At 76.2% G+C, this 22880-nt stretch carries 13 protein-coding genes and 1 pseudogene; 7 read left to right on the top strand and 7 right to left on the bottom strand.

Going from position 1 to position 22880, the window contains the following annotated elements:
* Window positions 1-102: 102 nt before the first annotated feature.
* The 7 genes from AMIR_RS09480 to AMIR_RS09450 all read left to right on the top strand — a co-directional run bounded on the left by AMIR_RS09480 (window position 103) and on the right by AMIR_RS09450 (window position 16949).
* Window positions 103-3417 (top strand): DUF4132 domain-containing protein, encoded by a 3315-nt coding sequence (locus AMIR_RS09480; RefSeq protein ID WP_015800727.1) that lies wholly within the window; start codon window positions 103-105, stop codon window positions 3415-3417.
* Window positions 3418-3525: 108 nt separating this feature from the next.
* Window positions 3526-6786, top strand: a complete 3261-nt coding sequence (locus AMIR_RS09475) for a DUF4132 domain-containing protein (RefSeq protein ID WP_015800726.1) — start codon at window positions 3526-3528, stop codon at window positions 6784-6786.
* 136 nt (window positions 6787-6922) lie between these two features.
* Window positions 6923-10222, top strand: a complete 3300-nt coding sequence (locus AMIR_RS42645; protein WP_015800725.1) for a DUF4132 domain-containing protein — start codon at window positions 6923-6925, stop codon at window positions 10220-10222.
* Window positions 10223-10388: 166 nt separating this feature from the next.
* The gene (locus AMIR_RS09465; RefSeq protein ID WP_015800724.1) at window positions 10389-11480 is read left to right on the top strand and encodes an ATP-binding protein; all 1092 of its coding nucleotides are present in this window, start codon (window positions 10389-10391) and stop codon (window positions 11478-11480) included.
* Window positions 11480-13933, top strand: a complete 2454-nt coding sequence (locus AMIR_RS09460; protein WP_015800723.1) for a DUF5682 family protein — start codon at window positions 11480-11482, stop codon at window positions 13931-13933. The genes AMIR_RS09465 and AMIR_RS09460 overlap by 1 nt, the downstream gene beginning before the upstream one ends.
* Window positions 13930-15036, top strand: coding sequence for a VWA domain-containing protein (locus AMIR_RS09455; RefSeq protein WP_015800722.1), 1107 nt, complete (start codon window positions 13930-13932; stop codon window positions 15034-15036). Before AMIR_RS09460 ends, AMIR_RS09455 begins: the two co-directional genes overlap by 4 nt.
* Window positions 15036-16949, top strand: a complete 1914-nt coding sequence (locus tag AMIR_RS09450; RefSeq protein WP_015800721.1) for an SWIM zinc finger family protein — start codon at window positions 15036-15038, stop codon at window positions 16947-16949. The genes AMIR_RS09455 and AMIR_RS09450 overlap by 1 nt, the downstream gene beginning before the upstream one ends.
* Before the next feature lie 87 nt (window positions 16950-17036).
* Here the strand turns inward: AMIR_RS09450 and AMIR_RS09445 are convergent, their stop codons facing one another.
* The 7 genes and pseudogenes from AMIR_RS09445 to AMIR_RS43040 form a co-directional block, all read right to left on the bottom strand.
* Window positions 17037-17969, bottom strand: a complete 933-nt coding sequence (locus AMIR_RS09445; RefSeq protein ID WP_041836672.1) for a ribose-phosphate diphosphokinase — start codon at window positions 17967-17969, stop codon at window positions 17037-17039.
* A 103-nt stretch (window positions 17970-18072) separates the two neighbouring features.
* Window positions 18073-18732, bottom strand: a complete 660-nt coding sequence (locus AMIR_RS09440; protein WP_015800719.1) for a hypothetical protein — start codon at window positions 18730-18732, stop codon at window positions 18073-18075.
* A gap of 152 nt (window positions 18733-18884) precedes the next feature.
* A complete protein-coding gene (locus tag AMIR_RS09435) occupies window positions 18885-19523 on the bottom strand; it encodes a response regulator transcription factor (RefSeq protein ID WP_041837529.1) in 639 nt (212 codons plus the stop codon).
* A 128-nt stretch (window positions 19524-19651) separates the two neighbouring features.
* Complete coding sequence (locus AMIR_RS09430) at window positions 19652-20746, bottom strand: hypothetical protein (RefSeq protein ID WP_015800717.1); 1095 nt, start codon at window positions 20744-20746, stop codon at window positions 19652-19654.
* On the bottom strand, window positions 20739-21845 hold the full coding sequence (locus AMIR_RS09425) for a sensor histidine kinase (protein WP_015800716.1): 1107 nt from the start codon (window positions 21843-21845) through the stop codon (window positions 20739-20741). The genes AMIR_RS09430 and AMIR_RS09425 overlap by 8 nt, the downstream gene beginning before the upstream one ends.
* Window positions 21842-22093, bottom strand: coding sequence for a hypothetical protein (locus AMIR_RS40100; protein WP_015800715.1), 252 nt, complete (start codon window positions 22091-22093; stop codon window positions 21842-21844). The genes AMIR_RS09425 and AMIR_RS40100 overlap by 4 nt, the downstream gene beginning before the upstream one ends.
* A gap of 19 nt (window positions 22094-22112) precedes the next feature.
* Window positions 22113-22802 (bottom strand): annotated as a pseudogene (locus AMIR_RS43040) (endonuclease I family protein); the annotation flags it as partial.
* Window positions 22803-22880 lie beyond the last annotated feature (78 nt).

The raw sequence follows: 22880 nt of genomic DNA, 5'->3' as shown, positions 1-22880 counted from the left end.
GTGGACTGACCGGAGCCCGCCTGAGCTGCGGGGAACCGGAACTGTCGGACCCCCGTCGTACGGTTCGCCGCGATTCGGACGGACCGCTTCGGGAGGACCGCAGTGCGCACCACGGGGGACGAGTCCGGGGAGTTCCAGATCCCCTCGGCCAAGCGCGCTCACGTGCACGTGAGACGCGGCGGGCGCACCCGCCCCGAGGTGGTGGTGCGGCCGGACGCGGCGGTCGACCGGGCCGACGTGCGCGGCGAGCTGTCCAGCGGCGCGCGCTGGTCGCTCGTGACGACCGACTCGACCACCGCGCCCGGCGCGGCCAAGGCGAACGGCAGCGAGCCCGAGCTGGCCGCCGCCGCGAACGCCCACCTCGACGGCTCCCCCACCCCGCTGGGCGCGGCGGCCGTGCTGCGGCTGCTGCTGCACCAGGAGCACCCGCGCGCGTCCGGGGTCGTGGACGCCTGGGTGGCGGCGCACGGGCTGGTGTTCGCGGCGCGGGCGGTCGCCGAGCTGGCGCGGGTGGAGGTGGTGCTCCACAAGCTCTCCGACAGCTACAAGCCCCGCTGGACCCTGCGCCACCGCGCGCCGACCGCGCGGAGCGTCCCCCCGGAGGAGATCGCGCTGATGCGGCGGGCGCGCGAGCTGCTCGCGGTGTGCCCCGAGGCGGAGCACGCCGAGGTGGTCGCGGCGCTGGCGCGGTCGCGGGACACCGCGCAGGGCAGGCTGGCGGTCAGCTACCTGGTCCCCGGCGAGCGGGGGTGGGCGGACGAGGTGGTCACCGAGACCCTCGGCGGCCCGATGTACTCCTCGGACAGCTTCCTGCTGCTGACCTCGGTGGGCGAGGCCGACCAGCTGATCCGCCTGATGTCCCTCGGCTGGGTGATGTGGTACCTGCCGTCCCCCGAGGTGCTGTGGACCGCGCTGGACGCGCTGGGCCACGGCGTGCTGCCCGTGCTGGGCCGCCTGCTCGACGTCGAGCAGCTGTCCGCGCAGGAGCACGGCCACGCGCTGGAGGTGCTGGCGGAGCTGCCCGGTGACGAGGCGTTCGCGCTGCTGCTCCCCCGGTTCGCGCTGCGCCCGGTGCGCCTGGCCGCGCACTCGATGGCCGCGCGCGACCCGGAGCGGGCGCTGCGGCTGCTGGCCGCCGCGGCCGTGGGCAGGCCGGCGACCTCGGACGTGGCGAAGGTGCTGCGCGCCGTCGCGGTCAAGTTCGCCGACCTGGACGTGAGCGGCCTGCCCGAGGCGACCAGGACCGTGCTGGAGCGGGAGCGGGCCGCGCACCGGGCCGTTCCCGCGTCCGCCGAGGGCGCGCCGCCCGTGCTGACCTCGCCGCCGTGGGCGAAGGAGCGCAGGAGGGCCGCGAGGCCGAAGGTCGTGAAGGGCCTGGAACCGCTGGCCGCGCCGGGGCTGGTGTGGGAGCCGGGCGAGTTCGAGGCGTGGCGCTCGGAGCACTTCCGCCCGCGCCGCTTCCCGGACTGGGAGGCGACGGTGCGGGCCTACGTCGCCGGTCGGCTGCGCTCGCACTACGACCACCCGGCGATGTTCCTGCACGCCGCCGAGCGCCTGGTCCGACCGCTGCTGGCGGACTGGAAGCCGGACCCGTGGGCGGCGGAGCGGTGGGGCAGGCCGCTGATCGCCCGGTTCGGGCTGGACGTGCTGCCGCAGGTCGTGGCGCTGGCCAGGTCCCGGCCGGGCGCGCTGGCGGAGCTGGTGCTGCCGTACGCGGCTCCCGAGGTCGCGGCGCTGGTCGCGGACTGGTTGGTGCGGGTGCGGTCCGCGCGGCCGGTGGCGCGGCGCTGGTTGGAGCGGCACGGGGTGGACGCGGCCCGGTTCCTGGCGCCGGTGGCGGTCGGCCCGGCCGGGACCGCTCGGCGGGCGGCCGAGAACGCGCTGCGGCAGATCCCCGAGCACGCCATGACCGCCGCGCGCGAGCACGGCGAGCAGGTCGCCGCGATCGTGGCCGCGTCGCTGGCGATGGACCCGCTGGACGTGCTGCCGGTGAGGATCCCGGCCGTCCCGTCCTGGCTGGACCCGGACCTGCTGCCGCAGGTGCTGCTGCGCGGCGGACGGGCGGCGCTGCCGGAGGAGGCGGCGCGGAACCTGCTGGTGGCGCTGGCGATGTCCACTCCGGACGAGCCGTACGCGGGGCTGGAGCAGGTGCGGCGGGCGTGCGACCCGACGTCGCTGGCCCGGTTCGCCTGGGCGGTGTTCGACCAGTGGCGGCTCGCCGGGACGCCGTCCAAGGACGGGTGGGCGCTCACCTGCCTCGGCCTGGTCGGCGACGACGAGGTGGTGCGCGCGCTGAGCCCGCAGCTGCGGTCGTGGCCCGCCGAGGGCGGGCACGCCAGGGCGGTGCTCGGGCTGGACGTGCTGGCGCGGCTGGGCACGGACGTGGCGCTGGTGCACCTGGACGACGTGGCGCGGCGGGTCAGGCACAAGGGCGTGCGGACCAGGGCGCAGGAGAAGCTGGCCGAGGTCGCGACCTCGCTGGGGCTGACCTCCGACGAGCTGTCCGACCGGCTGGTGCCGACGTTCGACCTGGCCCCGGACGGCACGCTGGAGCTGGACTACGGGCCGAGGCGGTTCACGGTCGGGTTCGACGAGCAGCTCACCCCGCACGTGACCGGTCCGGACGGCAAGCGGCTCAAGTCCCTGCCCAAGCCCGGCGCGCGCGACGACGCGGAGCTGGCCCCCGAGGCGCACCGGCGGTTCGCGGCGCTGAAGAAGGACGTGCGCACCGCGGCGACCGCGCAGATCGCCCGGTTGGAGCAGGCGATGCTGGCGGGCCGGTCGTGGAGCGCGGAGGAGTTCACCGCGCTGTTCGCGCACCACCCGCTGGTGTGGCACCTGGCCCGCAGGCTGGTGTGGATCACCGAGTCGGGACTGGCGTTCCGGCTCGCCGAGGACCGCACGCTCGGCGACCTGAACGAGGACCCGGTGGAGCTGGGCGCGGGCGAGCGGGTGGCGCTGGCCCACCCGATGCGGCTCGGCGACGACCTGGAGGCGTGGGCGGAGCTGCTGGCCGACTACGAGGTGCTGCAACCGTTCCCGCAGCTCGGCAGGCCCGTGCACCGGCTCACCGCCGAGGAGGCGGAGGCGTTCCGGCTGACCAGGTTCCAGGGGGCCGTGGTGCCGTCCGGGAAGGTGTTCGGGCTGCTGAACAAGGGCTGGGACCAGGAGCAGTCGGACGGCGGTGCGATCGGCTGGGTGCAGCGACCGCTGCCGGACGGGCGCGCGGTCGTGGTCGGCCTGGACCCCGGCGTGCCGCTCGGGTACGACCACTCCGGCGTCGACCAGAAGACCACCGAGGTGTGGATCACCGACCACGGGCCGGGGTCGTGGCGGGCGGAGAGGCACCGGTTCGGGACGGTCGACCCGGTGGTGATGTCCGAGGTGCTGGGCGACCTGGCCGGCCTGACCCGCTGAGCCTGGACCCGCTGGGGCTGGACCCGCTGGGGCTGGACCCGCTGAACTGTCGGCCCCCTGCCGTACGGTCGCTCCACTCGGGACGGACGGCTTCAGGGGACGGCGGCGGTGCGCGACAGCGGCGGGGGCTTCGAGCTCCCCGACGGGGCTCGGGGTCACGTGCACCCGAGGCGGGGCGGTCGGACCGGGGTGGACGCCGCTCCGCTGCGGGGCGCGGCGGCCGACCGGGTGGACGTCCGGGCGGAGCTGTCCGAGGGGTCGCGCGCGGCGCTCACCGGCGTCGGGGACGGGGACGACTCGGCCCGCAGGCCGGTCGGGAGCCTGCCGCACCTGGTCCGGGCCGCCGAGGCGCACCTGGACGGCTCGCCGACGCCGCTGGGCGCCGCGGCCGTGCTGCGGCTGCTGGCGAACCAGGAGCACCCGCGCGTGCCGCGGCTCGTGGACGCCTGGGTGGAGGCGCACGACCTGGTGTTCGCCGCGCGGGCGATCGCCGGGCTGGCGCGGGTGGAGGCGGTGCACTGCCCGGCCCCCAGCGGTGGCCACGGCTGGCACCTGCGCGAGCTCCGGCCGGGTTCGTGCGCGATCCGCTGGCAGGAGCGGGATCTGGCGCTGCGGGCGCGGACGCTGCTCGCCGCGTGCCCGGACGCCGTGCACGCGGAGGTGGTCGCCGCGCTGGCCGGGTCGCGGGACACCCCGCAGGGCAGGCTGCTGGTCAGCTACCTCGTGCCGACCGAGCGGGAGTGGGCGGAGGAGGTGGTGGCCGAGGTCCTGCGGGGCCCGCGCGACTCCGCCGACAGCGACCCGGTGCTGGCCGCGCTCGGCACGGCCGACCAGCTCACCCGCCTGCTGGGCCTGGACTGGGTGGTGCGGCGCCTGCCGACCCCGGAGTTCCTGTGGACCGCGCTGGACGTGCTGGGCCACGACCTGCTGCCCGCGCTGGACCGGCTGCTCGGGACGCCGGAGCTGCCCGAGCCCGCCCGCGACCTCGTCGCCGAGGTCCTGGCGGTGCTGCCGGGTGACGACGCCTTCGCGGTCCTGCTGCCCCGCCTCGGGCAGCGCGAGGTCCGCCCGCTCGCCCGCGCGGTGGCCGGGCGCGACCCGGAGCGCGCGCTGCGCCTGCTGGCCGCCGAGGCCGAGATCGGGCCCGCCACCTCGGACGCGGCGATCGTGCTGCGCTCCCTCGTGGTGGGGCTCGCCGACCTGGACGTGCGCGACCTGCCCGAGGCGGCCGGGGCCGTGCTGGCGCGGGAGCGGGCCGCGCGCCGGGCCGCGCCCGCCGAGGGCCTGCCGCCCGTGCTGACCTCGCCGCCGTGGGCGCGGGAGCGCCGGGAGGCCGAGGCGCCCGTCGTCGTGGCGGGCCTGGAACCGCTGGTCCGGCCGCACCTGCGCTGGGAGCCGGGTGAGCGGGAGGGCTGGTTGGCGAAGCAGCCCCGCACGGGCCCGGACCCGGCCGACTGGACGGCGCTGGCGGACGCCTGCGCGGACGGCCGCCCGACCAACCACGGCTCGGTGCTGTTCGCGCGCGCCCCCGAGGAGCTGGTGCGCCCGCTGCTGGCGCGCTGGAACCCGGAGCCGTGGGCCGCCGAGCAGTGGGGCAGGCCGGTGGTCGCCCGGTTCGGGCTGGACGTGCTGCCGCGGGTCCTGGCGCTGGGGCAGGTCCGGCCGACCTCGCTGGGCGGGCTGCTGGCCCCGTTCGCGACCCCCGAGGTCGCGGGGGTGATGGCCGACTGGCTGTCGCGGTTCAAGCACGCGCGGCCGATCGCGCGGGGCTGGCTGGAGCGGCACGGGGTGGACGCGGCCCGGCTGCTGGCGCCGGTCGCGGTCGGGCCCGCCGGGACCGAGCGGCGGGCGGCGGAGCACGCGCTGCGGCAGATCCCCGAGCACGCGCTGACGGCCGCGCGCGAGCACGGCGAGCGGGTGGCCGCGATCGTGGCCGCCTCGCTGGCGCTGGACCCGCTGGACGTGCTGCCGGTCCGGGTCCCCGCCGTTCCCGCGTGGCTGGAGCCCGACCTGCTGCCGCAGGTGCTGCGGGACGGCGGTCGGACGGCGCTGCCGGAGGGGGCGGTGCGGCACCTGCTGGTGGTGCTGGCGCTGTCCACCCCGGAGGACCCGCACGCCGGGCTGGAGCAGGCGCGGGAGGCGTGCGACCCGGCGTCGTTGGCCCGGTTCGCCTGGGCCGTGTTCGACCAGTGGCGGATGGCCGGGGCCCCGCACCCGGACCGCTGGGCGCTCACCTGCCTGGCCCTGGTCGGCGACGACCAGGTGGTGCGCGCGCTGGGCCCGCTGCTCGCGGCGTGGCCGGTCGGGAGCGCCAAGGCGGACGTCGGGCTGGCGGTGCTGGCGCGGATCGGCACGGACGTGGCGCTGACCTGCCTGGACGACGCCTCGCGGCGGCTGCGGAACAAGTGGTTGCGGGGGCGGGCGAGGCAGGAGCTGGACGGGGTCGCGACCGCGCGCGGGCTCAGCGCCGAGGAGCTGTCCGACCGGCTCGTGCCGGACTTCGGGCTGTCCCCGGACGGCGCGCTGGAGCTGGACTTCGGGCCGAGGCGGTTCGTGGTCGGGTTCGACGAGCAGCTCAGGCCGCACGTGACCGGGCCGGACGGCAAGCGGCTCAAGTCCCTGCCCAAGCCCGGCGCGCGGGACGACGCGGCGCTGGCCGCGCGGGCGCACGAGCGGTTCGCGGCGTTGAAGAGGGACCTGCGCACCTCGGCCGCCGAGCAGCTCACCCGGCTGGAGCGGGCGATGGTGGCGGGCCGGACGTGGGGCGTGGAGGAGTTCACCCGCCTGTTCACCGGCCACCCGCTGCTGTGGCCGCTGGGGCGCAGGCTGGTGTGGACCACCGAGGCGGGGCTGGCGTTCCGGCTGGCCGAGGACCGCACGCTCGGCGACCTGCACGAGAGCCCCGTCGTCCTCGGCCCGGACGAGCGGGTGGCGATCGCCCACCCGCTGCGGCTGGGCGCGGACCTGGCGGCGTGGGCGGAGCTGCTGGCCGACTACGAGGTGCTGCAACCGTTCCCGCAGCTGGGCAGAGCCGTGCACCGGCTCACCGCCGAGGAGGGCGGGGCGGACGAACTGGCCCGGTTCCGGGACTTCCCGGTGCTGAACGGGAAGGTGGTCGCGCTGCTCGACCGGGGCCCCTGGAGCCAGGCGGGCGGGCTGGGCGGTCCGATCGGGCGGGTGCGGCGGGCGCTGCCGGACGGGCGCGGGGTCGTGGTCGGGCTGGACCCGGCCCTGCCGCGCGGGCGCGTCCCGGTGGGGACCGGGCAGCGGATCACCGAGGTGCGGATCGCCGAGCGGGGCCCGTTCGGGACGGCCGATCCGGTGGTGGTGTCCGAGGTGGTGGAGGACCTGCTGGGACTGGCCCGCTGAGCGGTCGGGCGCCGCGCGTCCGATGTGGACCGACCGCCGCGGTCCGCCGGGGAACCGGAATTGTCGGACCCCCGTCGTACGGTTCACCCGGATTCGGTTGAGCGGATTCGGTTGAGCGGCTTGGGGAAGGACGGCAGTGGGGACTGCGGGGGGCGTGATCGGGGAGTTCCGGCTCCCGCCGGGCGTGCGCGGGGAGGCGCACCCCAGGCGGGGAGGTCGGACGCGCCCGGAGGTCGTGGCGGCGGGGGGCGTGGCGGCGGGCCGGGTGGACCGGCGCGAGGAGCTGCCCCCGCAGGCGCGCTGGGCGCTGCACGCCACGGCTCCCAGCGAGGGCTCCTGGGCGAGCAGGGTGAACGGGAGCGCGCCCGAGCTGGTCGAGGCCGCGAACGCGCACCTGGACGGCGACCGGAACCCGCTGGGCGCGGCGGTCGTCGCCTGCCTGCTGGGGGACGAGGCGACGCCCGACCTGGACGGGCCGGTGGCGGCCTGGGTCGACGCGCACGGGCTGGTGTTCGCCGCCCAGGCGGTGGTGGAGCTGGCCGGGATCGTGGTCCTGCGCTACCAGGACGGGGACGGCGTGCCCCGCAGGGCGGTGCGCAGGCGGGTGTCGCAGGACGCGGTGGCGCGCGGGGTGGTGGGCGGGCGCCTGGTGCGGTCGCTGCTCGCGGTGTGCCCGGACGACGTGCACGCCGAGGTGGTCGCCGCGCTGGCCGGGCTCCGGGGCTCCCCCGTGGGCAGGCTGGCGGTCAGCTACCTGGTGCCGACCGAGGCCGCCTGGGTGGAGGAGGTCGTCACCGAGGTCCTGGCCGGTCCTCGGCACTCCCCCGACGGCCGGGTCGTGCTGCTGTCGGTCGGGGCGGTCGACCAGCTCCAGCGGTTGCTGCGGCTGGAGTGGGTGCTCTGGCACGTGACCACGCCCGAGGTGCTGCACACCGCGCTGGACGTCATGGGTCACGACCTGCTGCCCGTGCTGGAGCGGCTGCTGGAGCTGCCGCTGCGCGGGCACGAGGCCGTGCTCGACGTGATCGCGTCGATGCCGGGGGACGGGCCGTTCCAGTTCCTGCTGCCCCGGATCAAGCAGCGGTACGCGCGGTCCGCGCTGATGGGGCTGTCGCTGCGCGACCCGGAGCGGGCGCTGCGGCTGCTGGACGCCGAGACCGCGGGCAGGCCGTCGACCAGCGAGGCCGCGCGGCTGCTGCGCGCGCTGGTGGTGCGGTTCCGGGACGTGGACCCGACCGAGGTTCCCGAGCGGGTGCGCGCGGCGCTGGAGCGCGTCCGGGCCGCGCACCGCGGCGTGCCCGAGGCCGGGGTGGACGAGCTGCCGCGGGTGCTGGTGTCGCCGCCGTGGGAGGTGAAGCGGCGGCCCGCCGAGCCGGAGGTCGTGCCGGGGGTGGAACCGCCCGCCGGGCGCGCGCTGGTGTGGGAGCCGGGTGAGCGCGAGACCTGGTCGGCGGTGGGGGCCGGGGTCCGGACCCCGGCCGAGTGGGCGGCCCTGGTGCGGGACTACCGGGCGGGCGAGCTGCGCTGGAGGCACGAGGAGCCGCCGCTGTTCGTGGGCGGCCCCGAGGACGAGGTCCGGCCGCTGCTGGCGGACTGGACGCCGGACCCGAGGGGCGCGGAGCGGTGGGGCAGGCCGCTGGTCGCCCGGTTCGGGCTGGAGGCGCTGCCGCAGGCGCTGGCGCTGGCCAGGGCGCGGCCCGCGACGCTGGCGGAGCTGGTGCTGCCGTGCGCGACGCCCGAGGTGGCCGGGCTGGTCGCGGACTGGCTGGTGCGGGTGCGGTCCGCGCGGCCGGTGGCGCGGCGCTGGTTGGAGCGGCACGGGCTCGTCGCGGCCCGGCTGCTGGTGCCGGTCGCGGTCGGTCCGGCCGGGGCCAGGCGGCGGGCTGCGGAGAACGCGCTGCGGCAGACCCCCGAGCACGCGATGACGGCCGCGCGCGAGCGGGGTGAGCGGGTCGCGTCGGTGGTGGCAGCGGCGCTGGCGGTGGACCCGCTGGACGTGCTGCCCGCCAGGGTCCCGGCGGTCCCGGCCTGGTTGGACGAGGACGCGCTGCCGCAGCTGCTGCTGCGCGGCGGGGAGCGGGCCCTTCCGCCGCGGGCCGCGCGGAACGTGCTGGTGGTGCTGGCGCTGTCCACGCCGGACGAGCCGTACGCGGGTCTCGATCAGGTGCGGCGGGCGTGCGACCCGACGTCGCTGGCCCGGTTCGCGCAGGAGGTGTTCGAGCTGTGGCGGTTGTCGGGGATGCCCGCCAAGGAGGGCTGGGCGCTCACCGGACTCGGCCTGGTCGGTGACGACGAGGTGGTGCGCGAGCTGAGCCCGCTGATCCGGATGTGGCCGGCCGAGGGCGGGCACGCGCGGGCGGCGACCGCGCTGGACGTGCTGGCGCGGCTCGGCACGGACGTGGCGCTGCTGCACCTGGGCGACCTGGCGCGGCGGGTCAGGCACAAGGGCGTGCGGACCGGGGCGCAGGCCAGGCTGGACGAGGTGGCCACCTCGCGGGGGCTGACCCCGGAGCAGCTGGCCGACCGGCTGGTGCCGGACTTCGGGCTGTCCCCGGAGGGCTCGCTGGTGCTGGACTACGGGCCGAGGCGGTTCACGGTCGGGTTCGACGAGCAGCTCACCCCGCACGTGACCGGTCCGGACGGCAAGCGGCTCAAGTCCCTGCCCAAGCCCGGCGCGCGGGACGACCGGGTGCTCGCGCCCGAGGCGCAGCGGCGGTTCGCGGCGCTGAAGAAGGACGTGCGCACCGCGGCGGTCGGGCAGATCGCCCGGTTGGAGCAGGCGATGCTGGCGGGGCGGACCTGGAGCGCGGAGGAGTTCACCGCGCTGTTCGCGCACCACCCGCTGGTGTGGCACCTGGCCCGCAGGCTGGTGTGGATCACCGAGTCGGGACTGGCGTTCCGGCTCGCCGAGGACCGCACGCTCGGCGACCTGAACGAGAGCCCTGTTGTCCTCGGCCCGGACGAGCGGGTGGCGCTGGCCCACCCCATGGGGCTCGGCGACGACCTGGAGGCGTGGGCGGAGCTGCTGGCCGACTACGAGGTGCTGCAACCGTTCCCGCAGCTCGGCAGACCGGTGCACCGGCTCACCGCCGAGGAGGCCGGGGCGACCGCGCTGGTCAGGTTCCACGACCGGGTGGCACCGCACGGGAAGGTGCTCGGGCTGCTGCGGAAGGGCTGGGAGCACGACGGTCTGGGCAACGGCGGGGTGATCGACCGGGTGCGGCGACCGCTCCCGGACGGGCGCGCGGTCGTGGTCGGCCTGGACCCCGGCGTGGACCGCGACCACGACCCGGCGCAGGACGAGCAGCGGATCACCGAGGTGCGGCTCGCCGACCACTCGCCGACGGCCGAGGGGGAGCGCGTGCACCGGTTCGGGACCGCCGACCCGGTCGCGCTGTCCGAGGCGCTGGGCGACCTGGACGGCCTGATCCGCTGAACCAGCCCGCCCGCACCCGCATGACCAGGTAATTTCCGCAAGCGCAGCACCCGCCCCACCCGCTGTCCCGCAGCCTGCCCCACCACATCTGCCCCACCGCACCTGCCCCACCGCCCGGCCCGCACGAAGACCACCCGCCCGCACCGAGGAGACCGAGGGTTCCGCCGTGTCCGACACCGACTTCCCCGACGACCTGCAGCGCCCGCCAGCCGAGGTGCGGTTCGCCGACGAGCTGGCCAGGCTGCGCGAGTCCGACCGAGCGCACCGGCCGCCGGGCTGGGCGCTGAGCCTGGACGCCGCCCGCCGGTTCGTGGTGGGCGACGACAAGCTCGGGGTGAGCCGCAAGTTCGTCGGCGACCCGTCGCTGGTCGACCGCTCGCTCGTCACCCTGGCCACCAGCCGGGGCCTGATGCTGGTCGGCGAGCCGGGCACCGCCAAGTCGCTGCTGTCCGAGCTGATCGCGGCGGCCGTGTGCGGCGAGTCGACGCTGACCATCCAGGGCGGCGCGGCCACCACCGAGGACCAGATCAAGTACTCGTGGAACTACGCGCTGCTGGTCGCCGAGGGCCCGTCGCCGCGCTCGCTGGTGCCCGCGCCGATGCTGCGCGGCATGGCCGAGGGCAAGGTGGTGCGGTTCGAGGAGATCACCCGCTGCCCCCTCGAGGTGCAGGACTGCATGTTGTCGCTGCTGTCCGAGCGGGTCGTGGCGGTGCCGGAGCTGATCGGGCGCGACAGCATGGTGTTCGCGAAGGCCGGGTTCAACGTCATCGCCACCGCGAACACCCGCGACCGGGGCGTGAACGAGATGAGCGCGGCGCTGAAGCGGCGGTTCAACTTCGAGACCGTGTTCCCGATCGCGGACCTGCGCACCGAGCTGGAGCTGGTCGAGCAGGAGTCGGCGAAGCTGCTGGAGCGGTCCGGGGTGGGCGTTCCGCCGCGCCGGGACGTGCTGGAGGTGCTGGTGCGCACGTTCCGCGACCTGCGCGAGGGCGGCAGCGGGCAGGCGGACCGGCTCAGCACGGTGATGAGCACGGCCGAGGCCGTGTCCGTGGCGCACGCGGTGGGCCTGCGCGGCTGGTACCTGCGCGGTGAGGCGGGCACGGCGGCGGACGTGGTCGAGTGCCTGGCGGGCACGGCGGCCAAGGACAGCCCGGACGACCTGGCCAAGCTGCGGCGCTACCTGGAGCAGCAGGCCGGTCGCCGCAAGGGCGAGCAGTGGTCCGAGCTGCACCGGGCCCGACACCTGCTGCCCGGCTGATGGGCGCGGTCTACCTGGGCGTGCGGCACCACAGCCCCGCGTGCAGCGCGCTGGTCGACGAGGTGATCCGCGGGCTGCGGCCCGCGCACGTGCTCGTGGAGGGGCCCGCCGACGTCAACGGGCGGTTGGACGAGCTGCTGCTGGGGCACGAGCTGCCGATCGCGCTGTACAGCTACCGGCGCGACGAGGAGCGGGCGCACGCGTCGTGGAGCCCGTTCTGCGACTACTCGCCGGAGTGGGTGGCGCTGAACGCGGGCCGGGAGGTGGGCGCGCAGGTGCGGTTCATCGACCTGCCGTCCTGGCACCCGGCGTTCTGGGACGTGCGGAACCGGTACGCGGACGCGGCGGTCAGGCACGCGCGGGCGGTGGAGCTGCTGTGCGCGGAGTTCGCGGTCGACAACGTGGACGCGCTGTGGGACCACCTGTTCGAGATCCCGGACCGGGAGGGCCTGGCGGAGCGGCTGGACGCGTACTTCGACCTGATCCGCGGCGGCGCCGAGGCGAGCGCGGGCGACCGGGCCCGCGAGGAGCACATGGCGTCCTGGGTCCGCGCCGCCCTGGCGGACGCGGGCGACGCCCCGGTGGTCGTGGTGACGGGCGGCTTCCACACGCCCGCGCTGCGCGCCCTGGTGGAGGGCAGGCAGATCCCGGAGCGGGTGGACCGCGGGGTTCTGGCGCCACCGGTGGCGGGCGGGGGCGACGAGCAGGGCGGGGAGGCCGAGCCGAGCGGAGAGGCCGGGCCGGGCAGGGAGGCCGACCCGAGGGTGGCTCCCTTCGACGGGGGCCACGCCGGGCATCCACCCGTCGCCGACCCCACCCCCTCGAAGGCCGCCCTCGACTCCCCCACCCCCTCCGGTTGGCCCGAGGTGCCCCAACCGGCTCCCGGTTCGGTCGGCGCCAGCTACCTCGTCCCGTACTCCTTCCGCCGCCTGGACGCGTTCACCGGCTACGAGTCCGGGATGCCCTCCCCCGCCTACTACCAGCGGCTCTGGGAGTCCGGGAGGCGCGGCGCCGCCGAGGGGCTGCTCGAAGCCGTGGTCACGCGGTTGCGCAAGCGCAAGCAGGTGGTGTCCACCGCCGACCTCATCGCCGCCCGCACCCAGGCCGAGGGGCTCGCCGTGCTGCGCGGGCACCCGGTGCCCGCGCGGGTCGACGTGCTCGACGGGCTCACCTCCGCGCTCGTCTCCGAGGACCTCACCCAGCCGCCCCCGTGGACCCGGCGCGGTGTGCTCGCGCCCGGCGCGCACCCGGCCGTGGTCGAGATGGTCGCCGCGCTCAGCGGGGACCGGGTCGGCAGGCTGCACCCGGACACGCCCGCGCCGCCGCTGGTGGCGAGCGTCCAGGAGGCGATGGCCGCGCTCGGCCTCGACGGCGACCGGACCGTCGACCTCGACCTGACCGACCCGCGCGGGCTGGAGCGCAGCAGGTTGCTGCACCGGTTGCGCGTGCTGGACGTCCCCGGACTGGGGCGCACCTCGGGGCCGGGGGGCGGCGGTGACCCCGAGGTCCTGGAGCGGTGGCGGCTGGTCGACCGGGACACCCGCGTGCCCGCGCTCATCGAGGCCGCCGCGCACGGCGCGACCCCCGCCGAGGCGGCGGGCGCGGTGCTGCGCGAGCGGGCTCGGGACGCCGGGATCGGGGACCTGTCCGCGCTGCTGTTCGACACCGCCCTGTGCGGGGTGGGCGACCTGCCCGACGACGTGCTCGACACGCTCGTCGCGGGCGTCGGCCGCGCACCCGACCTGGTCGAGCTGGGCGGGGTGCTGGCCGACGTGCTGGGCCTGTGGCGGCACGACCGGGTGTTCGGCTCCGCCCGCGACCCGCGCCTCGGCCAGGTGCTGGACGCCGGGGTGACGCGCGCGCTGTGGCTGGCCGAGGGCCTGCGGGGCCCGACGGCCCCGGCCGAGCCGCACCGGCTCGCCGCGCTCACCTCGGTCCGCGACACCGTGGTGCACGCGCCCGCCGTGCTCGGCCTCGGCCGGGACGCGGTGGCGGACGTCGGCCTGCGGATCAGCCGCGACCCCGGCTCGCCGCCGGACCTGCGCGGCGCCGGGTTCGGGCTGGCCTGGGCGCTGGGGGCGCACGCCGACCCGGAGGCCGCGGTGCGCGGCACCTCGTCGGCCTCGGTCGTCGGCGACTGGCTGGCCGGGCTGTTCGCCCTCGCCCGCGAGGAGGTCCTGGACGCGCCGGGCGTGATCGCGGTGCTGGACGAGGTGGTCGAGGGCTTCACCGGCGAGGACTTCCTGGAGGCGCTGCCCGCGCTGCGCCAGGCGTTCGCGTTCTTCCCGCCCGCCGAGCGGGAGCGCATCGCCGGGCTGCTGCTGGCGCACCGGGGCGTGGACGGGTCGGCGCGCGAGCTGGTGCGCTCGCGGGTGGACCCGGCGCTGCACGTGGAGGCGACCACGCTGGAGGCGTTCGTGGACGGGCTGCTGGCGAGGGAGGGGTTGGCGTGAGCGACGAGATGGAGCGGTGGCGGCTCGTCCTGGGCAGCGCCGCCGACGGGTGCGCGGGCGGGCTGGGCGGCGACGCGCTGGACCGCGACGTCGCGCTCACCTGGCTGTACGAGCGGGACGACGGTCTCGACGAGCGGGACGTGCGGCGCTCGGGCAGCGGCGACTCGGTGCTGCGGGTGGTGGACTGGCTGGACGACGTGCACCGGCTGTTCCCGCGCCGCACGGTCGAGCGGCTGGAGCGGGACGCCGTCGAGACCTACGGCATCACCGAGGTCGTCACCGACCCCGGCGTGCTGGAGCGGGTCGAGCCGAGCGTGGCGCTGCTGCGCGCGGTCATGCGCACCAAGCACCTGATGAACCCGGCGGTGCTCGCGATGGCGCGGCGCATCGTGGAGGCCGTGGTGCGGGACCTGATGGCGCGGCTGGCCCGCGAGGTGCGGCGCTCGTTCACCGGCGCCCGCTCGCGCAGGCGGTCGAACTTCAAGCAGGCCAGGAACTTCGACTTCCGGGGCACGATCCGCGCGAACCTGGCGCACTACCAGCCGGAGACGCGGCGGATCTCCATCGAGGAGCCGAGGTTCACCTCCCGCACCCGCAAGCACCTGGACTCCTGGCAGCTGGTGCTGGTGGTGGACCAGTCCGGGTCGATGGCCGGATCGGTGATCCACTCGGCGGTGACGGCGGCGTGCCTGTGGAACCTGCCCGGCCTCAAGACGCACCTGGTCGCCTTCGACACCCAGGTGGTGGACCTGACCAGCGACGTCACCGACCCGGTCGAGCTGCTGATGAAGGTGCAGCTGGGCGGCGGCACGGACATCGCGAAGGCGATGACGTACGCGGCGGGCCTGGTGGAGAACCCGAGGCGGTCGATCGTCGTGCTGATCACCGACTTCTACGAGGGCGGGGACGAGCGCAAGCTGGTGCGCGTGGTGCGGGACCTGGCCGCGCAGGGCACGCAGGTGCTGGGGCTGGCGGCGCTGGACGAGGAGGCGTCGCCCGCCTACGACCGGGACATGGCGCAGAGGCTGGCGAACGTCGGCGCGCACGTGGGCGCGATGACGCCGGGCGAGCTGGCGGAGTTCGTCGCGGAGAGGATGGGGTAGTGCGGCGTGCCGACCTGTTGGCGCTGACGTCCGAGGCGCTGGTCGACCTGGCCAACCGGGGCCTGGTGAAGCGGGCGACCCGCGAGGTGGAGGCGGGCGCCGGGCCCGAGCTGGGGGTGGCGGACGACGGCGCGGTCACCGGCGTGTTCCCGGACGGGGTGACGGCGGTGCTGCCGCCGGGCGCCGGGCTGGACGCGGCGTCGTGCTCGTGCGGGGCGCGCGGGGCGTGCAGGCACCGGATCGCGGTGGTGCTGGCCTACCAGCGCGAGCACGGGGGTGCGGAGGAGGAGGTCTTCGAGCCCTGGTCGCCGGGGTCGGTGCCGGACGCGGAGCTGGTGGCGGCGTTCGGCGAGCGGGCGGTGGCGGCGGCGCGGCGGGTGCTGCGGTCCGGGGTGCCGGTGGTGCTGCGCAGGGCGAGCGCCGGGGACCCGGTGGCGGTGGCGGAGCTGCCGTCGGCGACGGTGCGGTTCCTGGTGCCCGGCGAGCTGGGGTACGCGAGCACGGACGCGGCGGCGCTGCGGCGGGACCAGCTGGTGGCGCTGGCGGTGCTGGCGTTCCGGGAGGCGGACGAGCAGGGGTTCGTGGACCCGGTGGTGCGGTTCGACGCGGGCGGTTCGGCCGGGCCGGGCGGGTCCGGTGACGGGCCGGACCCGCTGGCGGAGGCGCTGGAGCTGACCGGTCAGCTGCTGCGCGAGGGCGCGGTGCACACCGGGCCGGTGCTGGACGCGGCGCTGGAGCGGTCGCGGCGGGACCTGACGGCGGCCGGGATGCACTGGCCCGCCGCCGCGGTCGGGGAGCTGGCCGAGCAGCTGGCGGCGTACCGGGCGCGCGGGGCCAGGCACCGGGTGGAGCGGGTCGCGGAGCTGGTGGCGGAGGTGCGCGCGCGGGCGCGGGCGACCGGGCCGCGCTCGACGGTGCTGGGCTTCGACGAGGCCGCCGAGACGCCGATGCGGCGGGTGCGGTTGACGTCGCTGGGCTGCCGGGTGACCGGGACCGGCGAGGACCGCACGGCGGAGGTGTTCTTCGCGGACGGCGACGGGGTGCTGGTGCTGCGGCACCGGTGGCAGCTCGGCGCGGACGAGCGGCCGACCGGGCACGACCTGTCCGGGCGCAGGCTGTCCGGGACGACGCTGGCCGCGCTGGCGGCGGCGAACGTGGTGTCGGAGTCGGCGGTGCGCAGCCCGAGCCGGGTGGTGCGGTTGACGGCGAGCCGGGTGGCGAAGACGTCGGTGACGCCGCTGGGCTCGGCGTGGACGGGGCTGCGGGCGCCGGTGCTGGTGCGCGACCTGGCGGCGGCCGGGGCGGAGCTGGCGGCGCTGCCGCCGCGCGTGGTGCGGGCCAGGGTCGAGGCCGAGCACGTGCGGGTGGTGGAGGTCGCCGCGGTGCGCTCGATCGGGTACGACCCCGGCGCGCAGCGGCTGGAGGCGGTGGTGGCGGACGCGGCGGGCACGACGGCGCTGGTGCGCGCCACCTACCGCAGCACGACCCCGGCGGCGCTGGACGCGCTGGCCAGGGCGCTGGCGGCGGGGCCGACGCACGTGAGCGGGGCGCTGAGCCGCACCGGAGGGCGGCTGGTGATCACCCCGTTCGCGGTGCTGACGCCGGACGGCCCGGTGGTGCCCGACCTGGCAGGCGGCGACGTCGGCGGGCTGGTCGGCGGGCTGGTCGTGGGGCGGGACGTGCTGGCCGAGGTGCTGGAGTCGGCGCTGTCGCTGTGCGCGGAGGCGGCGCACCGGGGCCTGGAGCACCTGGCGGCGACGATGCCGGGGCGGTTGGCGGAGGCGGAGGCGGAGCTGCGCCGGGTGGGGCTGGCGAAGGCGGCGGAGCTGCTGTCGGCCTTCGCGGCGGCGCCCGGCGAGGAGAGCTGGCTGGTGGCGTACCTGAGGCTGCTGGTGACGGCGGAGTTCCGGTAGCCACCGCAGTCCTTCGTGGACAGTCGGGCGCGGTGAACCCCTTGCGCTGGAGGGGGTTCACCGCGCCCGCGCCACCTCAGCGCCACCTCAGTGCTCGAACAGCGCGCTCACCGACTCCCCGTTGTGGATGCGCCGCATCGCCTCCGCCAGCGGCCCCGCCACCGACAACACCTTCAGCTTCCCCGAGCGCTTCTCCCGCGGCACCGGGACCGTGTTCGTGCACACGATCTCCAGCACCTCGTCCCGCTCCCCGATCCGCTCGACCGCCTTGTCCGAGAACAGCCCGTGCGTGCAGGCGATCCGCAGCGAGGCGACGTCGAACTCCGCGAGGTGGTCCATCAGCTCGATCACCGTGCTGCCCTTGGCGATCTCGTCGTCCAGCACGATGACGTCCCTCCCCCGGACGTCCCCGATCACCGAGCTGATGACCACCCGGTCGTCGCTGAACCGCTGCTTCGCCCCCGCCGCCACCGGCACCCCGAGCAGCCGGGCGAACGCGGACGCGGCCTTCGCGTTGCCCAGGTCCGGCGAGAGCACCACCGCGTTCGACAGGTCGTACCGCCGGAAGTGCACCGCCAGCTCGTGCAGCGCGTGCAGGTGGTCCACCGGCACCGAGAAGAACCCGTGCACCTGCGGCGAGTGCAGCGTCATCGCCAGCACCCGGTTCGCACCCGCCGTCACCAGCAGGTCGGCCACCAGCCGCGCCCCGATGGAGATCCTCGGCGCGTCCTTCTTGTCGGACCTGGCGTACGCGAAGTGCGGCATCACCACGGTCGTCCGCGACGCGGACGCACCCCTCGCGGCGTCCAACATCAGCAGCAGCTCGACCAGGTTCTCCTGCACCGGCGGCACGAGCGGCTGGACGATGAACACGTCCCGCTCGCGGCAGTTGGCCTGCAACTGCACTTCCAGGCAGTCGTTGGCGAACCTCGTCACCCTCGTCGGCGACAGCGGCACCCCCAGCTCGGCGCAGATCTCCTCCGCCAGCTCGGGGTGCGCGCTCCCGCTGAACACGACCATTTCCCGACCACGGACAGACACGGAAGCGGACACGACCTGGGCTCCCCGGCGTTCGGCTACCTGACGCCGCGGACCCTAGCAGCGATCCGATCCCGCGATCGGGCTATCCCTTCCACACCACGGGCGACTTCGTGTACTCCTCGGCGGCGTCGTACTTGGCGCCGGTGATCTTCTCGGCGGCGTTGCCCGCCTGCAGGACGCAGGTCTGGAACTTGGCCCCGGCGGTGGTGAAGTCCTTGCCGGCGTTGACGGTCTGGCAGTTGTCCGTCTCACCGGTGATGATCACGCTGCTGGTCTTGCCGTCGGCCTTGATGCCGCGCAGGCGCAGCGACGAGTACGCCAGGTCGGTGCCGCCCACGTTCTCGACGGTGGCCCGGATGTAGAACGGCGTGATGCCCGCGGCCTTGTCGCCGTACTTGGCCAGGTCCGCCGGGTCGCCCGCCTCGATCGAGTCGACCGTGATGGCGATGACGCCGGTCTTGCTGGTGCCGTACTTGAAGTTGACCACCGCGCGCTGGCCGACCTCGAACTCGCTGCCGGGCGCGGCCACGTCGCCGGACGCGACGGGCGCGTCGGCGGCGGTGGGCTTGGCGGCGGAGGACTTCGCGGCCGAGGACGACGTCGGGGCGCTCTCCTCGGCGGTGGAGGACGCGGTGGCGTCGGCCGCGGGCAGCGCCGTGCCGCTCGTCTCGCTGCCGCAGGCGGACAGCAGGACGGCGGCTGCGCCGACTGCGGCGAACAGGCTGCTGCGGAAGGACTTCACGCCGGGCTCCTCAGGTTCTCGTCGGACGGGCCGACGGTATTCCCGGTGAGCCGGACAGGCTGTCGGTCGTTCGCACCACAAGCCGCCGCAACCCCTGAGAACGGGCCGTGATCAGGCTCTCGGTTTGAGCGGGCTGATCTTGGGGAACCGGGTCACAGGTCGTCGATCCCGATCAGCCCGTCCTGGATCGCGCGCGCCACCAGCGCCGCCTTGGTCGGGGCCTCCCGGCCGATCAGCGCGTACTTGATCCGGATGCGCTCCAGGTGCGAGTTGACCGTGCTCAGCGAGATCCCGAGCCGCTGCGCGACGTAGTCCTTCGACTCGGACTGGAACCACTCCACCAGCACCTCGGTCTCCCGCGCGGACAGCGCGGGCCGGGTGTCCGAGCGGTCGCCCGCGAGCGCGCCCGCCAGCGACGGCGGCGTGTACGCCCGCCCCTGCGCCGCCGCGCGGGTGGCCTGCACGAGGTGCTCGGCGCCCTCGGCCTTCGTCAGGTAGCACAGCGCGCCCAGTTCGAGGCACTGCAGCGCGATGTCGTCGTCGGCGCGCATCGAGTACACGACGACCCGGCGTCCGGCCTCCACGAGCCTGCGCAGGTCGCCGAGCACGGGCGTGGGCCCACCGAGGTGCAGGTCGAGGATGACCACGTCGGCGCGCGCGCCCTCGTCCAGCCAGGCGGCCTTGACGTCGTCGCCGCTGGCCGCGACGGCGATCGGCGGCGTCCCGGACAGCAGCCAGTACGCCACGCCCGCGCGCACCGCCGGGTGGTCGTCCACCACGACGGCGCTGATCGGCGCGTCCCCGACCGGACCGCCGGGCGCACCGCCGGGCGCGTCGCCGGACACCCGCCCCGGCACGCCACCGGACGCACCCCCTGGCGCGCTCCCGGCTCCGCCGCCGGGACCTCCGCTGTCGGCGCTCACTCGCTCCGCCACCTCGCCTCCATCCGGGTGTGCTCACCGTACGTGCCGCACTCGACCTCGACGCGCGGCGACTGCGCCACGACCCGCACCCCGGCGTCCGCGACCACCGCCACGCGCACCTCGCCACCGGTGCGCAGCAGGCTGACCCGCGCCCGCTCCCGCGCCGCCGACAGCGCGACCGCGACCGGCCCGGTCAGCTCCCGCCGCACGTCCTTGGGCACCGGCACCGCCGCCCCGCTGACCGCCAGCGACACCGCGACCCCGCGCCGCTCGGCGACGTCCACGCACGCGGTCACCTCGTGCACCAGCGGGTCGGGCACGTCGTCGTTCTCGGCGAACAGCCTGCGCAGCTGGGTCGCGGCGAGCGAGCAGCGCAGCCGGGTGTCCGGGTCGCGCGGGTCGAGCACCCCGTCGGCGAGGTCGGCGAGCAGCGGCAGGGTCGCGCCGAGCTGGCCCGCGAAGCCCGCGCGCAGGTCCAGCTCGGACTGCCGGGCGAGCGCGACGCGGGTGGCGGCGCGCTCCTGCTCGGCGGCGGCCTCGGCGGCCTGGCGGGAGCTGCGGTGCAGCACGCGGGTGATCCACAGGATGGCGAGCTGGAAGCTGGTGACGCTGAGCAGCACCGCGCCCGCCGCGCCGATCTCGACCCGCTTGGGCAGGTCGGCGAGCACGAACTGCACGACGCTGTCGACCACGTGCGCCGCGAACGCGCACAGCAGCAGCGGCACCCGGTCGAGCAGCAGCAGGAGCAGGTGCCAGCCGACCAGCCCGAACGACCAGTGCGGCGCCTGGAAGTGGCCGCCGTCCGGCAGGGCCGAGGTCGCGGTCACCGAGGACGCGAGCACCACGACCACGCCGAGCGCCACCACCGGCGTCGGCAGCGGGCGGCGCGGCGCGACCCACACCGCGCACAGGAGCACGACCGCGGAGAACGCCGCGTAGGCGAGCCACGCCGTCGGGGCGTGGTCGTGCACCAGCAGCGGCGGCAGGCACAGGCCGAACTGGAGCACGCCGGTGACGCACAGCAGCAGCAGGCGCACGTTCGCGAACACCCGGTCGGCGACCTCCTGCGGTGGCGGCGGGGCCTCAGCCACGGGTGTCCTCCCCGTCCCAGGTCAGCCGCACGACCGTGCCGCCGCCCGGCCGCGAGCGCACCTCGGCGCGCCCGCCGACCGCGGCCATCCGCTCGACCAGCGACCCCCGGATGCCGCGCCGGTGCTCGGGCACCGCGCCGGGGTCGAACCCGCGCCCGCCGTCGCGCACCTCCACCAGCACCCCGCCGCTCCCCCGCGCCCGCACGACCAGCTCGGCGGAGTCGACGCCCGCGTGCCGCTCCACGTTCGCCACCGCCTCGCGCACCGCCCTGACCAGCGCCAGCGCCACCCCGGTCGGCACGAGCGCGTCCTCGAACCGGGTGTCGAACCGCACCGGCCCGCGCAGGGCCAGCGCCCGCAGCGAGGACCCGAGGTCCACGACCCCGCCCGCCTCGCCGCCGCCGGGCGCGGTGAGCACGGCGAGGTCGCGCCGCGCGTAGCCCGCGACCTCGTCGGGGTCGCCGCCGTGCACCGCGACGACCAGGAACGTCGCCGAGGCGGTGTCGTGCAGCAGCGCCAGGTACTCGCGCTCCTGCCTGCGCCGCTGCACCGCCAGCGCCTCGGCCCGCTCCAGGGCGGCCCGCTTCGCGCGCAGCCGGTCGACGCGGCCGGTGGAGCGCCGCAGCAGCTCGAACGCCAGCCGAGCCAGCACGCACTCGACCACGACCCGCAGCACCGCCGTGCCGCCGCCCTCGCCGCCGACCAGGTAGACGGCGAGCAGGGCGGCGGTCGCGGGCACGGTCACCTTCGGCGACCACTCCCACTGCAGGGTGATCGCGGTAGTGGTGAGGACGTTGAGGGCCCACTGGCTCGACGGGTCCTGGGTGGCGCACACCGCGCCCGCCCGCGCGACGGCGGACACGAACGCCAGCACCGCGCCGCGCCCGGTGACCGCGCTCCAGCAGTCCACGACCGCGCCGAGCAGCACCAGGCCGAACAGCGCGAACGCCAGGGGAAGGCGCGCGTCGGGCACGGACAGCACGCCGAACGAGCTCAGCAGCACCAGGCCGACGCCGCGCACGGGTCCGGCGACCCTGGCGACGACGTCGAGGAAGTCCGCCTCGACCTGGCCGGGGGCGGGACGGGCGCGGGCGGTCACGCGGCCGGGGTCCGGTCGGCACGGACCCGGTCGGCACGGACCCGGTCGGCACGGGTCCGGTCGGCGCCGGTCCGGTCGGCGCCGGTCCGGTCGGCGCCGGTCCGGTCGGCGCCGGTCCACGCGGCGCGGGCCCGGTCGGCGAGCGCCCCTGGGACGACAGCGGCGACGCGGCGCGGGAGCGGTTCGGCGACCGCCCCCGCGAGGGGCCGGACCGCGCACCGCTTCCGCACCGCGTCGCCGAGGATCACGCGGGCGACCTTAACCCGATCAGCCCCAGATGGAGGAAACCCACTCCGGGTGGTCGACGAAGGGGTTGCGGTTGCCCTGGTAGCTGTCCTGGATGACCTGGTTGCGCCGCTGCTCGAAGGAGTCCGGCGGGTCCTGGGCGTGCCACTGCAGGAGCACGGTCAGCTTGCCGATGTTGGGCTTGCTGCCGTTGGAGACGCTGTTGTTGACCTCCAGGTCCGGCCAGCCGTCCGTGCCCTCGTAGCGGACGGCCATGTAGAAGATCATCCGGGCGACGTCGCCCTTGACGGCGTCGCGCGGCTCCCACGAGTCGGAGTCGGTGCGGTTTCCGGGAGCCTCGCCGACGGCGGTGCCGCCGTTGTCGAAGTCCTTGTTGCCGCGCTCGGAGTTGACCGACACGTCCTCGGGGCGCAGGTGGTGCAGGTCGGTGCCGGGACCGGTGGCGGTGCCGAAGTCGCCGTGTGACTTGGCCCAGACGTGCTCGCGGTTCCAGTCGTCGGGGTTGCCGCCGTTGGCGGTCTTGGACTGGGAGCGGCCGGAGTACAGCAGGACGACGTTGTTGCTGTTGCCGGGGTCCTGGTCGGTGTTGCGCAGCGCTTCCCACACCTGGTCGTAGCTGAGCTTGCGCGCGCCGGTGCTGATGATGGTGTGCAGCGCGGACTTCAGCGCGGAGCCGGTCTTGCCGATCGCGGCCTGGTAGTAGGAGTCGTTCCCGCCGGGCCGGGTCGTGGTGGTGACGCCGGGCGTGGTCGTGGTGACCCGCGTGGTGGTCGTGGTGGTGCCGCCGCC

Source organism: Actinosynnema mirum DSM 43827, assembly GCF_000023245.1.
GTDB lineage: Bacteria > Actinomycetota > Actinomycetes > Mycobacteriales > Pseudonocardiaceae > Actinosynnema > Actinosynnema mirum.
The sequence above is the reverse complement of the archived record's forward strand: the minus strand, read 5'-3'. Positions and strand labels throughout refer to the sequence as shown.

Excerpts from the sequence above, each read along its gene's own strand:
- AMIR_RS09460 (WP_015800723.1), top strand. The coding sequence starts at position 11,480 with ATGGGCGCGGTCTACCTGGGCGTGCGGCACCACAGCCCCGCGTGCAGC.
- AMIR_RS09445 (WP_041836672.1), bottom strand. The coding sequence starts at position 17,969 with ATGGTCGTGTTCAGCGGGAGCGCGCACCCCGAGCTGGCGGAGGAGATC.